The 17,899-nt window shown below is 59.3% G+C and carries 14 protein-coding genes; 10 read left to right on the top strand and 4 right to left on the bottom strand.

All coding sequences use genetic code 11. The features are described from left to right. The first annotated feature begins 4 nt into the window (after nt 1–4). The 10 genes from BGIM_RS0121830 to BGIM_RS0121780 all read left to right on the top strand — a co-directional run bounded on the left by BGIM_RS0121830 (nt 5) and on the right by BGIM_RS0121780 (nt 12,273). Nucleotides 5–1,009, top strand: coding sequence for an NAD-dependent epimerase/dehydratase family protein (locus tag BGIM_RS0121830; RefSeq protein WP_020471859.1), 1,005 nt, complete (start codon nt 5–7; stop codon nt 1,007–1,009). Between the two features lie 24 nt (nt 1,010–1,033). After that, nucleotides 1,034–2,173, top strand: coding sequence for a DegT/DnrJ/EryC1/StrS family aminotransferase (locus tag BGIM_RS0121825; RefSeq protein WP_020471858.1), 1,140 nt, complete (start codon nt 1,034–1,036; stop codon nt 2,171–2,173). 20 nt (nt 2,174–2,193) lie between these two features. Further along, nucleotides 2,194–3,261: a Gfo/Idh/MocA family protein gene (locus BGIM_RS0121820; RefSeq protein WP_020471857.1), complete on the top strand. Its 1,068-nt coding sequence runs from the start codon at nt 2,194–2,196 to the stop codon at nt 3,259–3,261. A 36-nt stretch (nt 3,262–3,297) separates the two neighbouring features. After that, a complete protein-coding gene (locus BGIM_RS0121815; protein WP_020471856.1) occupies nt 3,298–3,768 on the top strand; it encodes an acyltransferase in 471 nt (156 codons plus the stop codon). Beyond that, nucleotides 3,765–4,736: a glycosyltransferase family 2 protein gene (locus BGIM_RS0121810; protein ID WP_202947291.1), complete on the top strand. Its 972-nt coding sequence runs from the start codon at nt 3,765–3,767 to the stop codon at nt 4,734–4,736. The genes BGIM_RS0121815 and BGIM_RS0121810 overlap by 4 nt, the downstream gene beginning before the upstream one ends. Nucleotides 4,737–4,770: 34 nt before the next feature. Beyond that, nucleotides 4,771–6,255: a hypothetical protein gene (locus BGIM_RS0121805; protein WP_157369333.1), complete on the top strand. Its 1,485-nt coding sequence runs from the start codon at nt 4,771–4,773 to the stop codon at nt 6,253–6,255. Nucleotides 6,256–6,387: 132 nt separating this feature from the next. Continuing rightward, nucleotides 6,388–8,589, top strand: a complete 2,202-nt coding sequence (locus tag BGIM_RS0121800) for a hypothetical protein (RefSeq protein WP_040889905.1) — start codon at nt 6,388–6,390, stop codon at nt 8,587–8,589. Between the two features lie 5 nt (nt 8,590–8,594). Beyond that, nucleotides 8,595–9,482 carry a glutamate cyclase domain-containing protein gene (locus tag BGIM_RS0121795; RefSeq protein WP_157369332.1) on the top strand — a complete coding sequence of 296 codons (888 nt, stop codon included), beginning with the start codon at nt 8,595–8,597 and terminating at the stop codon, nt 9,480–9,482. Nucleotides 9,483–9,499: 17 nt separating this feature from the next. After that, nucleotides 9,500–10,054 carry a flavodoxin family protein gene (locus tag BGIM_RS0121790; RefSeq protein ID WP_020471851.1) on the top strand — a complete coding sequence of 185 codons (555 nt, stop codon included), beginning with the start codon at nt 9,500–9,502 and terminating at the stop codon, nt 10,052–10,054. A gap of 311 nt (nt 10,055–10,365) precedes the next feature. After that, a complete protein-coding gene (locus BGIM_RS0121780; RefSeq protein ID WP_020471850.1) occupies nt 10,366–12,273 on the top strand; it encodes an adenylate/guanylate cyclase domain-containing protein in 1,908 nt (635 codons plus the stop codon). A 9-nt stretch (nt 12,274–12,282) separates the two neighbouring features. Here BGIM_RS0121780 and BGIM_RS0121775 read toward each other — a convergent pair whose 3' ends face one another. The 4 genes from BGIM_RS0121775 to BGIM_RS0121760 form a co-directional block, all read right to left on the bottom strand. Continuing rightward, nucleotides 12,283–12,786: a hypothetical protein gene (locus tag BGIM_RS0121775; protein WP_020471849.1), complete on the bottom strand. Its 504-nt coding sequence runs from the start codon at nt 12,784–12,786 to the stop codon at nt 12,283–12,285. Between the two features lie 49 nt (nt 12,787–12,835). After that, the gene (locus BGIM_RS0121770; protein WP_020471848.1) at nt 12,836–16,030 is read right to left on the bottom strand and encodes an efflux RND transporter permease subunit; all 3,195 of its coding nucleotides are present in this window, start codon (nt 16,028–16,030) and stop codon (nt 12,836–12,838) included. Between the two features lie 52 nt (nt 16,031–16,082). Further along, a complete protein-coding gene (locus BGIM_RS0121765) occupies nt 16,083–17,417 on the bottom strand; it encodes an efflux RND transporter periplasmic adaptor subunit (RefSeq protein ID WP_020471847.1) in 1,335 nt (444 codons plus the stop codon). A 64-nt stretch (nt 17,418–17,481) separates the two neighbouring features. Then, nucleotides 17,482–17,838 (bottom strand): hypothetical protein, encoded by a 357-nt coding sequence (locus BGIM_RS0121760; RefSeq protein ID WP_157369331.1) that lies wholly within the window; start codon nt 17,836–17,838, stop codon nt 17,482–17,484. Nucleotides 17,839–17,899 lie beyond the last annotated feature (61 nt).

The following is a 17,899-nucleotide window of genomic DNA, read 5'->3' as shown; positions in this document are numbered from 1 at the left end:
ACCCATGAAATTGTCGGATGCGACGGCCTTGGTGACCGGCGGGGCGGGCTTTATCGGCTCGCATTTGGTTGATGCCTTGTTGCAATCAGGCGCGCGAAAAGTGCGGATTCTGGACGACTTCACCGCCGGCCGGAATGCGAACATTGCCCATCATGCCGGCGATGCCCGCCTGGAGGTTGTTCGCGGGGACATCCGGGACCGGGATGCGGTGGTGAAATGCCTCGCCGGGGCGGATGTCGTCTTCCATCTGGCCTGCCGGGGGGTTCGACACTCCATCGGCAATCCGCAGGAGAACCACGAGGTCAACGCAACCGGCACGCTGACACTTCTGGAAGAATCGCGGGCCGCCAAGATCGAACGATTTGTCCACGTTTCCTCCTCGGAAGTTTACGGGACTGCGCTCCGCGCCCCGATGGACGAAGAACACCCCTGTTTTCCGGAAACGGTCTACGGCGGCGCGAAACTGGCGGGCGAGGCATACGCGCGGGCCTTCTTCCGGACCTACGGAATGAACACGACGGTCGTGCGACCGTTCAATAATTTCGGCCCGCGAAGCCACCACGAGGGGGACAGCGGCGAGGTGATTCCCCGGTTTGTCGTTTGGGCGATGAACGGCGTGGCCCCCACGATTTTCGGCGACGGACTGCAAACGCGGGACTTCATTTATGTGGCCGACACGGCCTATTGGTTGTGCCGGGTTGCGGAATCCGATGCCCTTACCGGAAAAACCGTTAATCTTGGTTCGGGCCGGGAGACGACTATATTGGAAATAGCCCGGCAGGTGTTGCAGCAAACCGGGCGAACAGACTTGACTCCCGGCTTCGCCGAACCGCGACCGGGGGATGTGCGCCGACACTTGGCCGACTCCAAACTTGCCGAACAAACGTTGGATTTCCGGTTGCGGACCAGCTTGGGCGAGGGAATCGGCCATCTGGTGGAACACTTCCGGGGGCACCCGGAGGGACCGGTGGGATTGCTGAGGGATTTGCAATCCCGAAACTGGAAATAGCGGAAAAAACCGCGAAGGGGCGAGATGCTTCCGATTGCAGTGCCTTGGGTCGGCGAGGAAGAACAGCGAGGCGTGGCCGAGGTCATTGCCTCTGGTTGGCTCACCCAAGGGCCGAAGGTGGCCGCTTTCGAGAAGGCTTTCGCCGCCGCCTGCGGCACGGCCGAGGCCGTCGCCGTCTCCAATTGCACGACCGCCCTGCATCTGGCTCTGATCGCCTTGGATGTGGGGCCGGGGGATGAGGTCATCTGCCCGTCCATGTCGTTCATCGCCACCGCCAATTCCATCCGACACGCCGGGGCCAATCCGGTTTTCGTGGAAGTCGATCCCCGAACCTACAATCTGGACCCCGAGGCCACCCGCCGGGCCATCACCCCGAGAACGAAGGCCATCATGCCCGTTCATCAAGTGGGGATGCCGGCGGACATGGATGCGTTTCTGGCCATCGGCCGGGAGCATGGCCTCCCCATTCTCGAAGACGCCGCGTGCGCCATTGGCAGCCGATACAAAGGCCGGCCCATCGGCGGCGATGGCGTGATGGCCTGTTTCAGCCTGCACCCCCGCAAGATCATCACGACGGGCGACGGGGGGATGATTACCACCAACAGCGAACCGCTGGCCGCGAAACTCCGCTTGTTGCGACAGCACGGCATGAGCGTTACCGACGCCCAACGACACGGTTCCAAACAGGTGGTGATCGAAAGCTATCTGATGGTTGGGTACAACTACCGGATGACCGATCTTCAGGCGGCCGTGGGCATCGCCCAAATGGCCCGCCTCCCCGAGATCATCTCCCGGCGGCGGCATCTGGCCGACGTGTATCGTGAGCGTCTGGCGTCGGTGAAGTGGATTGAAACGCCGTTCGTCCCCGAAGACACGGAACCCAACTTCCAAAGTTATCCGCTGCGGTTGAAGGCCGGCGCCCCCGTCAGCCGACTGGAACTGATGAATCATATGATGACCCGGCAGATATCCACCCGCCGGGGGATCATGCTCGCCCACCGGGAACCACCGTATGCCGGTTTGGGGTTGTCCCTGCCGGTGTCCGAGGCCGCCTCGGATGAATCTGTCTTGGTTCCGCTCTATCCGCAAATGACCGACGGGGATGTCCATCGGGTGTGTGATGGCCTTGAGTCCGTTGTCAGCCGTAACGCCCTCGCATCCTGACGCGATTATTCGGAGAAACCATGAGCAGCACCCAACATTCTCCCGTCAACGCCGCCCCGGTCGGGGTCGCCTTGGTGGGCTGCGGCTATTGGGGGCCGAACCTGATTCGGAATTTCACCGCGTCGCGGACCACCCGTCTGGTTGGCGTTTGTGACCGTGACCAAGGCCGGCTCGATGCCGTCGCGGGGCTGAACCCGGCCGCGAGGCAATTCACGGACTTCAAGGAATTGTTGAAAGACCCCGAGGTGGAGGCCGTGGCCATCGCCACGCCGCCGAAGACCCACGCCCCGTTCGCGGCGGCGGCCTTGCGGGCCGGCAAGCATGTGCTGGTCGAAAAACCGCTGTGTGTTTCCTCGCCCGAGGGGGAACAACTGCTGGCCCTCGCGGCCGACGGAAATCTCACCTTGATGGTGGATCACACGTACCTCTACAGTCCGGCCGTTCGACGGATCAAGAAACTGATCGATTCCGGGGAACTCGGCCGGTTGCATTTTTTCGACAGCGTCCGCATCAATCTTGGCTTGTTCCAAAATGATGTCAACGTTTTGTGGGATCTCGCCTGTCACGACATTGCGATTGTCTCCCACTTGGTGGACCGGACGCCGATCGCCGTGAACGCCCACGGCATCAGCCACACGTTCTCGGGAATGGAAGACGTCGCCTATCTGACACTTGATTACGGCGACAACATCACCGCCACGTTCCACGTGAACTGGCTAAGCCCGGTGAAAATCCGGCAACTCATCGTCGGCGGCCATCAAAAGAGCGTCGTGTTCAACGACCTTGATCCGAACGAACCGATCAAAGTGTACGACCGGGGCATCAATGTGTCCGACGAACCGGAATCCCGCCACGGATTGCTGGTCGGCTATCGCATGGGCGATGTTTGGTCGCCTCATTTGCCGCGGGAAGAACCGTTGCGAAACATGGTGGAACATTTCGCCCGGTGCATCCGGACCGGGGAACGCCCCCTGACCGACGGTTTGTCCGGGTTGAACGTGGTGCGGATCTTGGAGGCGGCCCACCGCAGCATCCGGGCCGAGGGGCGGCGGATTCCGTTGAACCAACCAGTCAGCGCGGCGGCGTGACGCCGTCCGTTCCGAATCATCCATGCAGGAAGCATCATGGAATCGCCGGTCCCGCCTCCGACGCCTTTGCCTCACGGCATTCCGCCGAACCCGTACAATCCGCATTGCTGGATCACCGGGGAGCCGAGCATTGGCCCCGGCACTTGGATCGGGGCGTTCACCCTGATCGACGGGCAGGGGGGGCTGAGCATCGGCCGGGGTTGCGACATCTCTTGCGGCGCCCAAATTCTGACTCACTCCACCGTCAAGCGGTGTCTGACCGAGCGAAAACACGCGATTGTTGACCGCCATCCCACCACGATTGAAGACCACGTGTTCGTCGGCACCAACGCCGTGATCCTGATGGGTTCGCACGTCGGCCATCATTGCGTGATCGCGGCCGGGGCCGTGGTGCTGGAACATTCCCGCATTCCGCCTTATTCGTTGGTGGCCGGCGTGCCGGGCCGGGTGGTGCGAAACATTGAAGCCGAGGTGGCCGAATGGGCGGCCGGAGAGACGCCCCGATGAAACTGTCTGTGATCACCGCTTTTTTGAACGAGGCCGAGAACCTGCCGGTGTTTCGCTCCCGCGTGAGCGAAGTGTTGGGAAAACTCGACTGCGAAGCCGAGATCATCTTGGTGGACGACCACTCCACCGACGGCGGGCCGGCCTATTCCCGGCAATGGGCGACTGAAGATCCCCGCGTTACCTACCTGCGGCTCTCCAAGAACTGTGGTTCGCATTATGCCTTCTCGGCCGGTCTGGCCCAGACCACCGGCGACGCCGCCGTGCTGCTGGCCGCCGACTTGCAAGACCCCCCCGAGGCCATTCCCGCCCTGATGGAAAAATGGCGGGAGGGCTTTGCGGTTGTGTGGGCCGACCGCTCCGGCCGCGAGGGGATCACCTGGCTCAACCAGCTCACGTCCAAAATCTATTACCAGGTGATGCGCCGGATCGCCTTCAAGGACATGCCGATCCAAGGGGCCGATTTTCTGCTGCTCGACCGAAAGGTCATCAACGTCTACAACTTGTTGCCGGAACGGAACACCTCGTTCCTTGCCCTGATTCACTGGCTGGGTTTCAATCAATGCCATATCGAGTGGACCAAGGAAAAGCGGCTGTTCGGCCACAGCAAGTGGTCGTTCCGCAAGAAGGCGAAACTCTTTCTTGACTCGATTGTGGCATTTAGCTATCTGCCCATTCGCGTGTTAAGCATGGCCGGGATCTTGTTTAGCTTTCTGGGCATGGCTTACGCCGTGTTCATCGTGATCAACGCGATTTTGGGCAACCCGAATCCCGGCTGGTCCTCGCTGATGGTCGTCACCCTCCTGTTGGGCGGTTTTCAGTTGATGTCCACGGGGGTTTTGGGGGAATACCTATGGCGTGCCTTCGATCAGATTCGCAACCGCCCCCGTTACATCGTCGAGGAAATTCGTTCCGGCGGCTTGGTCAAAAGCCCGGACCTGACAGATTATCAAACCGGGCGCAATGACTGAACACACCAAAACCAGTCATTGCGGCCGTTGGCGCGTGGCGATCATGTCCTGCTGGATAATGCTTGGCATGTCAGGGTATGTGGCCTCGGTTTTGTGGCACGATAAAATATCCATCAATGAAGGAATGGGTTGGGATGGATATTCGGCATACAAGCCGATGGCCCAGCGCTTTGAGGAAAAGGTGTTCCAAGAGGGTGTGAACGCCTATTACATCAAACGAATATTGCCGCCCGCCATCGTTTATTATTCATTGAGAGTGCTGTCTGTCGAACCGACGCCGGAAAACATCATTACTTCGTTTGAAGTTTTGAACGGATTTGCATTGTTTGTCTCGCTTTTGGCATTCATCGGCCTTAGCCACCGTTTCTCGCTCCGAAAACAATGGGTGTTGTTCTTCTCGCTGTTTGTTAATTTTCAAGCGGCAAGATTTTTTGCTTATTATCCGGTGTTGACCGACCACATGGCATTCGCATGCGGAATGGTCGCACTATGGGCTTATGTCACCAATAGAGTCATGATTCTGGTGGCGGTGACATTGGCCGGATCGTTTGTCTGGCCGACGTTTTTATTTGTCGGGATGGGTCTCCTGGCCAGACCGTACGACCCGCTGACCTCGCCGCCGACGGGCGAGCCAGACCGGTTTAAAAGATCGAAAATCCTCATTGTGTTCACGCTGGCCTTGCTGACAGTCGTGATGATCTCCATTCCGAATGACCGATGGCTCAAACTGACAACCAGCGAGTGGAAATCAACCTTTTGGCCGGGGACATCCAACATCAAGGCGGTGGCCCGCGAGTTCGCACACTTCAAAGTGTTCGCCGGCGCCGCCATCATCACGGCGATGCTTTTCCCGGTGATTCCGCGATTGTCCGCCGTGGCGGGTGAATTGCCGGGGTATTTCCGCTCAAGACGGATTCTGCTGGTTCTTGTTGTGGCCCTGGTCGTGCAGGGAAGCGTGACACTTTATGTGAGCCACTTTCACCGGGAAGCATCGACCATTCCCGAGATGGTAATCATCAACACCATCAATCAATCAATCAAAAACATTGGTGTTTCCCAACTGGCGCATGCGGTTTTCTACGGGCCACTGGTCTTGCTTTGTGTCGTGTATTGGAAATCGCTTTGTGATGAATTCCATCGTCAAGGGACGGCCATGTCCTGCTTGTTGATAATGACCGCTTTGCTGGCGGTGGGATCCGAATCCCGATTATTGACTTGTGTTTGGCCAATCATGGCTTTTTTATGCGTCAAGATCATTCCTGAATCGATTGTCACCCAGGGTTTTGGGATCGCCTTCGGAGTTTTCAGCCTTGTCAGCACGAAAATTTGGTTTCCAATGAGCGTGGCCGAACTTGAGCTCACAAACAGAACAGATATTTTTCCTCAGCAGAGTTACTTTATGAACCACGGCCCGTGGATGAGCGAGTACTCTTATCTGGTGCAATTGTCGTTCGCGCTCATTTTCGGGATCATTCTTTGGGTCATGTCGCATCGCCGTTTCAATTGCCAATTACCCTGAAAATCCCAGCCGTGTGGCCTGCCGCAGACAAACCATCTGTTTTGTAAAGTCGGCGCGAAGGCGTTTTTTCCGGGACCGTGGTTGTGGTCGCCTTTGGTTTTGCCCGCATGAAAATCGGATATCTTCTCCTCAATGGATAATATGGACACGCAAAATCCCAATCAGACGGTGCGGGTGTTCACATCCTTTGCCACCCTGACGATGGCCGGCATTTATGGTTGGGCCAGGGCGGGGCACCCTGTTGAGGAATTGTGGACGCCAGGCACCATCCTTGGCTGCAGCCTGTTCGTCCAATGGAACCCTCTGATGGCCATCATCTGGAGGCGTTTGGGTTCGCCGGTGCGGGAGTCATGGGCATCCGGGCCCGCCGCCGGCGCGTTGTGCGCTTTCGCCCTGTTGGTGCTGATGGGTCTGCTTCCCCTGCGTCATTTGGCATTGATCCCCGCCGGTCTGGGATTCGGCCTGTCGATGACAGGTTTGGTCCGGTGGTTCATCACGACCAGTTCGGGGCGGTTTCTGACTGTCGGCGGCGGAGTAATCACGGGGAGTTTTCTTGCTTCGCTCGCTTGGGGATCGGGTTATCACCATGTGGATAATCCAAGCGCGCTTTCCCGGCAAATAAACACAAGCGCCGATCCGCTTTTCCATGCCGCCATCGTCGAAATGCTTCAGACTCATTCGGTCGCCACCACCGGCACGCACGGAATCGGGCGAATACCGTATCACATCGGCAGTCATTGGATCATCAGTCGATGGTCCGGTTTTTCCGGTGTCAGCGCCTATGAACTGTACCCGATGGTGGTGGGGCTGATTTTTATCCCTCTGCATCTTTTTGGCATGGCGTCGGTGGCCGGGGCGGTGCGATCCAAACCGTTGTCGAATGATCGCCATGGCCTGACTTTCTGGTCTTTGATGGCGATCTTCGCCGCACTTATCGGCGTCCTGCCCCAACCGATTCTGGATGAACTCCGGTTTTGGTATTCGTTTTGGGTGAGTGAATCCGCATGTCTGGCGATCGCTGTCTGGTTGTTGTCAATCGCGATGACTGTGGATTGGTTTGTCCACCATGAAGGGAAGCCTCTCACTGTCGGACTCGGGCTGGCGCTGTTGTTTCCGGCCGTTCTCTCAACTCTGGCGATCACCAAGATTTCTGTCGGGGCAATCATGCTGGGTATGGCGCTTTATGCCGTCATGCGCACAAACCTGTGGAAAAGACCGCTGGTCATCATCTCAGTCCTTGTTGGCTTGTTGGCATACTACCAGATTTATCGATGGACTTATTTGCCCGCCTATGACGAGTTGACCAAGAAAATTATTCCGTTCGCTTTCTGGAAGGAATATGTTCCCTTGCATTGGTGGCCCTACGCGATTGCGGCGCATGTGTTTTGGGCCTGCCTGGCCGGTTGGTTTTTGCTCCGGCGAGGCGGTGTCACGACATTGGGCGATCTCTGGGTCGCCTTCCGCAACAAACGCATCCTTGGCTGGGAAATGCTGGCCGTTATCGTTATTCTGGGATTGTCGCCCGGCATGGTCTGGCGATTGTTCGGAGGAACCGCCGCCTTTTTTCAAGATTGCCAACGCTGGTTGGGTGCCGGATTATTAATGGGGTTATGGTGGCGCCAGCCTTCCGTCCGTCCGGTTTCCCCGCCGAGTTGGTCAAGCCGCCTAGCCCAAACCCCGCTGCACCGGTTGGTTGTCATCGTTATTTGTGCCCTCGTTCTCTTCATGATGGGGCTAAATTTAATGTTCGCCGTGCGGAAATTAAATTTGGATATCGCTCATACGAACGGCTGGCCGGTGGATGAATCGCTTGCGAAGCCGGATTGGGAGGGGCTTCGCCGGGGAGTGCAGTTGCTTCTCAAAGGCCGACAAATCCCGGAGAGTTTCGGGCTGCCAAAGGAACGCACAAGCGCGCCCGCGAGCCATCAGCTTATTGTCGATCAACTTTTGGAACTCTCCCGTCATTCTCGCGAGGAGAAACGGCACACCTTGCTGTTCATTCCGCGGTCAAACCGGGCCTATTGGGAAATTTTCGACAATCCCGAAACCGACTCGTTTTACGAAGGCCGGAAGCGAATGAGCGCCGCGTTCCTGGCGCCAGCGATCACCGGGTTTGCAATGATTGAGGGTGTTCCGGAATACCATCCGAATGTCCGGCACGTCGGATATGGCCTCGACCTCGTGCCCGCTCCGCAACCGTTCGATCACTTCACGACCGCCGCCGAGCGCGAGGCCGATGTGAAACAGACGGCGGAACAGTGGGGCTTCCGGCGAATTCTGGTGTTCGATCATTCGCCGGAAAATGGTTTTTCACTCACGGTTTGGGAATGGTGAGCCTCATGCTTGACCACATTTTGCGAACCGTTCAAGTTGATGTCGGCCGGCGGGGGTTGGCCAATGATCCGGTTGAAAATCTCATCACCGCGACCCTCGGCGACTTCGAGGCGGCATGCCGGTCGGTCGCCGAACATCCCAACCCCCGCGTCGGCATCATCACCGGGTTCATGATTCCCTCGGTCAGCCCGCCGACGGGGGAGACAGACGGACCGCCGGGATCGCTCTTTCTGGCGGAGATGCTGGACAAAATCGGCATCCCCGTGGTTCTCGCCTCCGACGCGGCCGGGTATGCCGCGTTGACGATTGGTGTCAAACACCGGGGGATGCCTCATGTCCCTGTCATTGATTTGCGAACACAGGACTTTCTGGCCGAGGCCGGGGCGCTGACGCATCTCATCGCCTTGGAACGAAGCGGACCCACCGTCGCGGGAACCAACCACACCATGCGGGGGCGGGACATCACGGCGATGACATTCCCCGCCCATCAATTCTTCGAGGGGCCGCGAGATTATGTGACCATCGGCATCGGCGATGGCGGCAACGAAATCGGCATGGGCAAGATTCCCCGAAGCGTGATCGAAAAAAACATCCCGAATGGCGGGCAGGTGGCCTGTCGGACAGCGGCCGATCATCTGATCGTGTGCGGCATCTCCAATTGGGGCGGCATCGCGCTGGCCGCCGGGACCATGTGGCTGCGAGGTGTTCGTCGGCCGGAACTGTTCAACCCGGACACGGAGCAGAAATTGCTCCAGACATTGGTGACGGAAGCCCCGCTGGTGGACGGCGTCGCCGGAGCTTTCACCGCCACCGTGGATGGCATCCCGTTTGATCGATACGCGGAACCGATCCGGGAGATTCGCGATTTGTTTGCCCGGAGTACGGCCGGTTAATCATCAGGAGCATCCCCTTGGGCAAGATTCTCGTTCTGTATCACTCGCAAACTGGCAACACGTCGAAAATGGCCGCTCTGGTGGCCGAGGGGGTGAATGCCATCCCCGGCATGGAAGTGCGCCTCCGGGAAGTCGCCGAGGCTTCGCCGGAAGACGTGATCTGGTGCGACGGCCTGGCCTGCGGTTGCCCCACCAGCATGGGCATCATCTCCTGGCAGATGAAACGCTTCTGGGATGAGCCGATGCACAACCATTGGATGAAAGTGGACGGCAAGATCGCCTGCGCGTTTTCCTCCTCCGGAGGCATCGCCGGGGGCAGCGAGATTGCCTGCCAGTCCATTCTCATGGTGTTGATGAACTTCGGCTTCCTCACGTTCGGCGTCACGGATTACGTCAGCAAACTAATGACGCTTCATTACGGGGCGGTCGCCGTGCGCGAACCCCGCGAGGAAGAAACAAAAGCCGCCTGCCGAATGCTCGGCAAACGGCTCGCCGAATGGGTGGCCGTGTTCGTGGATGGCCGCCAAGAGTTTCATCCCAATTCTCAGGCCAATCGTCTGAAACCCGGCTGAGCGTGTTGGCAATTCCAAAATGTGGCCCATTTCATGCCCGGCGATAGTTCGGCCGGATTCTCGTTCGTTGATTGCGTCGGATAAAATCGCAAGCTACAGTTTCGTTATCCCGTCGGTGCTTCCGGGCTTCCGGAATATTTGTTGGAATGACCGATCAGGTCATCGGTTCAATGATTGATCCCCCCTTCGTTGAAGATTGATCCAGCCGCGAAATGAGATGGCATCCCCGTCTGTTTTTAATTCCTGGTGGCCGCTTTTGGCGGTCTTCCCGGAGGGCTTTGGCGTTTCCACATCACGGATGAACGAGCAATATGGCTGAACTTGAGGCAAGAATCATCAACCGGCCGCCATCACGGGAGGGTTCGACCTTCCTTTGGTGCCGGGAACTGCCGGACAATCGCCGGGTGAGCATCGGCCGGACGCCGTTGACAAACTCCATGTTGTCCCAATCCTCCGCCGATTCCCGCAACCGATCCGAATGGGTGGTCGCGGACCCGGACCGGCAAATCTCCGGCCTGCATGCGTGGGTGTTCTGGGACCCCGCCGAAAAACGGCTTCATGTCGAACGCAAGACGGAACCCACCCCGACCCGCGAGCCGATCTGGCACGCCGGAAGCTCCAAGGACAATTTTCGCATCGGCATCGGCGAGACGTTTCGAATCGGCAAATTCAGCTTTCAACTGCATGACAAGAAACCGGAAACGGCCGATCAAAAGCAAATCCAGCGGGAGGACATGACCAACACCCTTGTCCGGCCGCTGGCCGTGCCGTCGATGAGTTTTCGGCAAACGCTTACCCCCGATCCGGTGCTGGTGGCCCTCAACGAACTTCCCGGCCTCATTGGCAAGGCGCGCAAGGAGCAGGACAGCTATCAGGCGATTTTGGAGTTTGTGATCTCCATTGTGCCGCTCGCCGACATGGCCGCTGTGATTGATGCCGAAGTGGAGGACGCCGCCACCGGGCCGCAGGGGGGCCATTGCCGGGTGGCCGTCCGGCAGACGCTCGGTCGCCGGGCTGGGGTGACGGGTCATGAACTCCGGGTGTCCCGCTCGCTGGCCGAACTGGCCCTCTTTACAAATGCCGAAAACACCCTCTGGGCGCGTAACCAAGATGTTGGAAACTTCGCGGAAGGGGACAGCCTTTGGCGCGGAGCGACCGATTGGGCGGTATGCGTCCCGTTGTTTCATCCCGAACGCAACCGGAAGCGTGTCGGGCTTTACATCGCGGGCATGTTGCCGCCAAGCCGAGACCTGACCGCTCCCATCCCGCCGGAACTGCTGCATTCGCAGGCGGCCATCGACCTTGTGGTGCAGATTTACAAAAGTGTCCGCGAACTGCTGTCGGCCAAGGAGAAGGTTACCCGTTACGAGCATTACCTGCCGAAGCGAATCTCCGAAATCCTGACGCATTCCGACGCTCCGGAAACCCGGAAGCCCCGCGAGACGGATGTCACGGTGTTATTCTGCGATTTGCGGGGATCAAGCCGGGACACGGAAGGTTCCGCTGATTTGATGAACGAATGGCGCCAGATCAGTGACGCCTTGAGCGACATGACGGCGGCCATCATCAACAACGCGGGAGTGGTCGGCGATCTCGTCGGCGACGCGGCAATGGGTTTCTGGGGCTGGCCGTTCGACGACCTCAATCAAGTTTTGGAGGCGGCCCGCGCCGCCTTCCAGATCCTGCACAATTTCCAACGGACCACCCACCGCACCGGCCGACATTACCGCTGCGGCATCGGCATCGCCCACGGCCGGGCGGTCGCCGGGGAAATTGGCCCGTTTGACTTCCGCAAGTTCGGCGTCTTCGGCCCGGTGGTCAATCTGGCCTCCCGGCTGGAGGGGATGACCAAGCTGGTCGGCGTTCCCATCCTGATCGACGAAAACGCCGCCGCCTTTTTGCGGAAATGCGACCCGGAGGAACGGGAGTTTCAATTGCGGCCGTTTCCCGTCGTCCAACCGGACGGCATGACCGTCCGAACGACGATCCACGAACTGGCCCGGCCGGAAACCTATTCGCGGGAATACTTGGAACGCTGGCAGGATGCCGTCTGGGCTTTTCAACGGGGAAACTGGAACCGGGTGACCGAGCGGCTCGACAAACTGGACGGCACCCCGGACGGAGCCGACCCGGCGAGCCGGTTCCTGCGTCGGTTGATGGAACCCGCCGAGTTCCGCAAACAATGGGACGGCGTCATCCGGTTGGACAAGAAATCGTGAGCCTGTTGACTACTTTTTCTTCTCGTGCTCATGGTCGTGGGCCTTTTCCTTGAACTCCCCGACATACGGCTTCCCGGCCACTTCGCCGCTGACGGTGCCCTCGAATTCCTGTTCCACACCGAAGTTATCGTGCTTGGCGACGAACACCGAGGAAGACCCCTTCGGATCGTCTTTCGCCGGTTTCGGCAGCAGATCGACTTGGAACATCGGCTTCTTGATGCTCAGCGTGAGCTTTTCAACATCAAGGGGGACGGCCTTCTTCAAGTTGCCGCTCAAAATGTAGACGGTGGCTTCCTTGGTCTTGTGATCGACAGTGAATTCGCCGTGATACTTGCCGAATTCGAGGATCGTGCCGCCGTGGGGGCCTTCGCCGTGGTCGTGGTCGTCGTGATCGTGGTCGCCGTGGTCATCCTTCTTCGCCACCGGCTTGGTGTCGGCCGCCGGGGGATTGCATCCCACGACGAACACCCCGGAGGCCAGCACGCCGAACAGCATCCATTGAGAAAAACGCATCGTCAACACTCCTTGAGAGAGAAAACTCCAAGCAACCGCTGTCATTCAGTCAGTTCGACCGAACCAACCGTTCCGCATCCCGGCCGCCGAATCGCCAGAACAAGCCGGGGTGAATCAAAAATTCGCAAAAGGTTGATGTCACCAGTCCACCGAGGATCACTGTCGCCACCGGGTAGAGGATTTCCAATCCCGGTTTGTTCCCGCTGACCACAATGGGCACCAAGCCGATTCCGGCGGTCAGGGCGGTCATCAACACCGGGGCCAGACGTTCGAGGCTTCCCCGCAAAACGGTCTCTTTGCCAAACGCCGCCCCTTCCTCTTTCATGAGATGAAGGTAATGGGTCACCAACAGGATGCCGTTCCGCACGGCGATCCCGCCAAGAGAGACAAACCCCACCAGCGCGGCCACCGTGAGCGTTTGGCGGGTCAACACAAGAGCCAATACCCCGCCGATGAAGGCGGTCGGGATCGCGTTCAAAATCTGCAGCGTGATCGGCACGGAGGGGCAGAGCAACCACAGCACCGCGAAAATCCCGGCCAGCGACACCAACGCCAGAATCAGCAACCGGGCGCTGGCCGAGCGTTGGGCCTCGAATTGCCCGCCGTACTCCACGAAATACCCCTCGGGCATCGGCACTTCCGTCTTCACCCGGCGTTCGATCTCGGCCACCACCCCGGCCAAGTCCCCTTGGGAGACGTTGCAGCGGATCACGGCCCGCCGCCGGACATTCTCCCGGTTGATCTGGTTGGGGCCGCCCGCCCCTTCGGGAAGATCGGCCACGTCGGCCAGCCGGATTTGCCCACGGTTTCCCGGCAAGTCGATCCGCAACTCCCGCAACCGGCGATAATCGGTTCGCTCGGCCGCCTGAAGTTTCACCACCAGATCAAACCGCCGTTGCCCTTCCAACACCTGCGAAATTACTTCGCCCTTCATGGCTGTTTCCACAAAAGCGGCGACATACGACCGGCTCAGCCCATATTGGGCCAAATCTTCCGGCCGAAGGACGATGTGCAACTCATCCACGATTTCCTGCGGGTCCACCACCGGGGGCGTCACGCCGGGCACATTGGCCATCGACCGGCTGATGCGGGTGGCCAATTGCCGAAGCTGCTCCAGATCATCCCCGTACACCTTCACGGCAATTTGGGCCGTCACCCCGGAAATCATGTGACTAATCAGGTGGGCCAGCGGCTGTTCCGCCTCGAAATCGACGCCCGGCACTTCCTCACGCAATTCCTTCAGCAAAACTGCCAGCATCTCATCCCGAGGCCGACCAGACAGGGGATTCATGCTCAGAATATACTCGCTACGACCCACCGGCTCCGCATGTTCATCCCGCTCGGCCCGCCCCGTTCGCCGGACAAAGTGAAGAATGTCCCCCTTCGGATTCTCCGGCGTCTTTTGAAACCGCCGCAGTTTCGCGTCAACGAGGGCCGCCGCATCGGTCGAACCCCGCAGCGACGACCCGGCCGGAAGCGTCATGTTCACTTGGATGCTCCCTTCGTCGAACTTCGGCAGAAAATCTTTGCCAAGGCTTTCAAACTTCCATGCTGCCACCCCGACGGCCACCCATGTGAAGATCAATAGCAACCCCGGCCAGTTCATGCTGAAGCGAATCAACCGGCCAGCCACGGCTTTCAACCCCCGCAGCAACAATCCATCATGCTCCCCGTGGGCGGCCCGTGAATTTGGCAACAGGAACGAACTCAACACCGGCGTCACCGTCAGGGACACCAGCAAGGAGGCCAGAATCGAAACGATGTAAGCCAGCCCGAGGGGGATGAACAAGCGGCCTTCGACACCCGAGAGAGCAAACAACGGCATAAAGGCCAGAATCACGACGGCGGTGCCGAACACGATGGCCGAGCGGACTTCCCGGCTGGCCTCAAAGATCACCGTCAACGCCGGTTTGGGTTGATCGAGGGCGTTGTTCTCCCGCAAGCGACGGAAGATATTTTCCACGTCCACGATGGCATCATCCACCAATTCCCCCATCGCCACCGCTATCCCGCCAAGAGTCATCACGTTCACTGACAGTTCTTGACCCGTGATCATCCCGATCAGCCGGAACACGATAACCGTTACAACCAACGACAGTGGAATGGCCGTGAGCGTGATGAGGGTGGTGCGGAAATTCATCAGGAACAGAAACAGGATGAACACCACCAGAATCGCCCCGATGACGAGGGCTTCGCCAACGTAATAAATCCCCCGGTCGATGAACGATTTCAGTTGAAACAGGTCGGTGGTGACGACCAAGCTCTTGGGCAGGCTGGCCTTGGCATCGTGCATGGCGGCAACCACACGATCCGTGACCGCCCGCGTGTCCGCATGCGGCTGTTTCACCACCGTGATGATGACCCCGGCTTCACCGTCGATGCCCGCATCTCCCCGCTTGGGGGCCGGGCCTTCCTCGACGGCCGCCACCTGACCGAGCAGGACGTTTCGCCGGCCGTCGTTTTTCACCGGGATCATCCGCAGATCGGCCAGCACTTTGGCCGGTTCCGGTCCCAGCCGGGCGATCACCCGCACGGAGCGTTCAACCGGGCCTTCCTCCGTGAATCCTCCGCTGGCGTTGAGATTGTTTTCCCGGATTGCCAGATCGACCTCCTGCAAGGTCACGCCATATTCTTGCAACTTCTCCGGGTTGACGAGGATTTGGTACTGTTTGACATCCCCGCCCATCACGATCACCTCGGCAATGCCCTGCTCCTTGAGCAAACGTGGCCGGATGACCCAGTCGGCGATGGTGCGAAGCTCCCGCCGTCGGGCTGCCGGGTCCGATTTCGGCGGGTCGGCCGGGTCCCACGAGATTCCCACCATCATGATTTGTCCCATGATGGAACTCGGCGGCGTCATCAGCGGCCGGATATTGGGTGGCAACGTCCCGGCGATGGCCGTCAGACGTTCTTGCACGATCTGCCGGGCGTAACGCACCTCGGTTTCCCAGCCGAATTCCACAAACGTCACCACCAACCCCTGGCTGGCCTGACTGCGCACCGCCTGCACCCCTTGCGCCCCAAGCATGGCCGTCTCGATCGGAACGCTGACGGTGGCCTCCACCTCTTCCGGCGACAGCCCCGGACATTCCGTGAGCAAGACCACCCGTGGCCGGTCCAAATCCGGGAAGACATCAATCGGCATAGTCGTGGAAAGATACGTCCCGTATCCAATGGCCACGAGTGCCAGCATCATGATCGGAAAGCGATGGTGCAACGAGAGACGGATCAGGGCGGTGAGCATGGTTGGCCTTTCACTTGGTTTGAGGTTTCAGTTTTCATTGATGGCTGAAAACTCAATCATGACTTCCCATGTGAACCGATCCGTCCGCATGGATGTGAAAGCCCTTCGGCAACGTGCTGGATTGGGCCTTAATCATGCGGTTAAGTTGCGCGGCCCCGCCGTGGGCGACGTACAACCCGGCGGGGACACTCCCGTCGTTGGCGATCACCACCCGTTCGCGGTCCTGCTCCAACACCCGCACCGGCTTGCGCTCGAACACATCGCCGTTTTGCCGAAACACATACGCTTCGCCCCCCTCTCGGACGACCGCATCGGCCGGAAGCACGAACACGTTGTCCAGTTTTTCCACCCGGACGGACAGTCGTACCCGCTGCCCCGGCCGGAAACGCCAGAGTGTTTGCCGGCGGCCGTCCCGTTCGACCGTGCGCGGCTGGTTTTCTAAGGGCATCCGGAAGGCAAACGTGCGGGAATCCGGGTCGATGGTGTTGGCGATGTACCCGACCAAGAATGGTTGGGTGAGCGGTTCCCACCCGCCGAGGGAATCTTCGCGGAAATCGACGGCCACGGGCCAGCCTTCGCGGAACGTTCGCTCCACCAGCGGCGTTTCATCCCGGAAAGCCCGCCCCTCAATGGCGAGGAGACGGTGGTTGGAAAGCAGGCACAGCGTCGATCCGGCGACCACCTGCTGGCCAAGTTCCACCTTCACTTCCTGAATCTCAAAGTCGGCGACCGGTTCTGCCTCCCGGTTTTCCAGGCTCACGCGGATCTCGTTGACGAATTTGCCATCAGCCACCGCGTCGATCTGGGCGGCGCTGAGGCCCCGATTAATGAGTTCCTGCCGATAGGCCCGCTGCGCCACCCTCAACCGGGTGATTTGGTTGTCGGCTTCGATGAGCCGGGATTCGGCGACGGCCCCAGAGGTCGTCAACCGCTGGCGTTGGGCCTCTGCCAGTTTGATGTCCTGCGTGGTTTTGAAGAGGTCCGTCTGAGTGAGTTGGATGCCCTCGCTGAGAATCCGAAGCGTGAAAAGCAGATCCCCGGCGCTCGCGGAATCCCCGGCGAAGCGGTGGATGCCGGTCACGATGCCGCTGACCGGGGCGACGATGCCGCGATCACTCCGGCCCGGCCGGTCAATCACCTGTCCGGGGACGCTGATGGTCTTCCAATATGTGTCCGGCTTCAGCGGTTTCGCCGCGAGTTTCAGGTTTTGCTGCGCTTGCGACGACAGGAACACCTGTTCACCCGCCGCCTTCGGCGGTTCCTCATGTTTGGCTTCCGTCGGCGCTGATTGGCCAAGCAACGGCAGCCAGTGCGACCGGGTGAGGAACAATCCGGCTCCCCCGCCGACAACGACGAGGCCAACAATGATGTATCGCTTAAAAAACACGGCATGATCTCCGTGGGAGATGCGAAAAAAGTTCAGGGAGAATGATCGAAGAAGAGAGGCCCGCTCAAATAACGAGCGCGCAGTGGGACAGGTAAAGTGGCGGATCAACGTGCTTGGAAAGGGAAGCAGACTCCAGTGGGGAAACAACCGCCACCGGGCGGGGATCACCCATCGCCGGAGGCATCAGCCACGCGAAGACCGGGATCAAATCCATCGAAATCACCGGGGAAACCAAGGCTTCCCACATCGTCGGGCAATCGACATCATGCGGCGAATGTTCGCCGGGACAATCGTGATCGTGGTGGTCTTCGTGTCCGATGAGAGCCGATTCTCGTCCATCCTCCGCGCAAACGCAGAAACTGCTTGGCAGCAACAGCGGCCCGCATGCGAGACAGATCAGAACTCGGAGAAAATGGATCACTTCTCCCAACATACTCGGAATCGCGAAAAGGTGGAATGCGGAAATTCGAACCATACCTCGC

Source organism: Zavarzinella formosa DSM 19928, assembly GCF_000255705.1.
Taxonomy (GTDB): domain Bacteria; phylum Planctomycetota; class Planctomycetia; order Gemmatales; family Gemmataceae; genus Zavarzinella; species Zavarzinella formosa.
This window is presented reverse-complemented; position numbering and strand designations above follow the sequence as displayed.